This is a genomic window from Parendozoicomonas verongulae, from assembly GCF_009711465.1.
Taxonomy (GTDB): domain Bacteria; phylum Pseudomonadota; class Gammaproteobacteria; order Pseudomonadales; family Endozoicomonadaceae; genus Sansalvadorimonas; species Sansalvadorimonas verongulae.
The window spans coordinates 361-850 of the sequence record NZ_SMME01000432.1 but is presented as its reverse complement, the minus strand read 5'-3'; the positions used below and the strand labels follow the sequence as shown (position 1 = coordinate 850).

The window sequence follows — 490 nt, the reverse complement described above, 5'->3', positions numbered from 1 at the left end:
GTTTTCGAGGAAGTAAGCCACGTCATCGCATACCACCAGCTCAGTGAGTGACTCACCCACACGGATCACCTCACCACCGCGCAGGCCGATGTTGCCGTCCTGACGAGTGCTGGATACACGCTGCCCATGCTCCGCAGTCATACCGAAGGTCACGCCCTTGTTAGGACGGGCATTCATGTTGCGGTAAGTCAGTGCACAGTGGTTGCCCCACAGGCGTTCCAGCGTCATGTCCTGACCGGGACGAGCTGCGTTGTGCTGGGCCGATCCCACAAGGATTTCCTCGATCTCCAGCAGGTCACGGATGAAACTCATGGGTACAAGTCCGTCGTCGCCCAGGCTCCCGTTGTATGCCTTAACGACAGACGGGTTGCGACGCAACTGAACGGCTGACTTGCGACCCAGCGTCATCACATTCGGACGCTTGATAGGCGTTTCCAGTGCATCAATGAGCTGAACCAGAGGCTTACTGTCCGCATGATCCCACTGGTCG

The 490-nt window shown here is 58.0% G+C and carries 1 protein-coding gene; it reads right to left on the bottom strand.

The genetic code is table 11. The annotated features are described in order from the left end of the window. The coding region (locus tag E1189_RS00920; protein WP_230459895.1) for a hypothetical protein at positions 1-490 on the bottom strand (490 nt) is incomplete at both ends.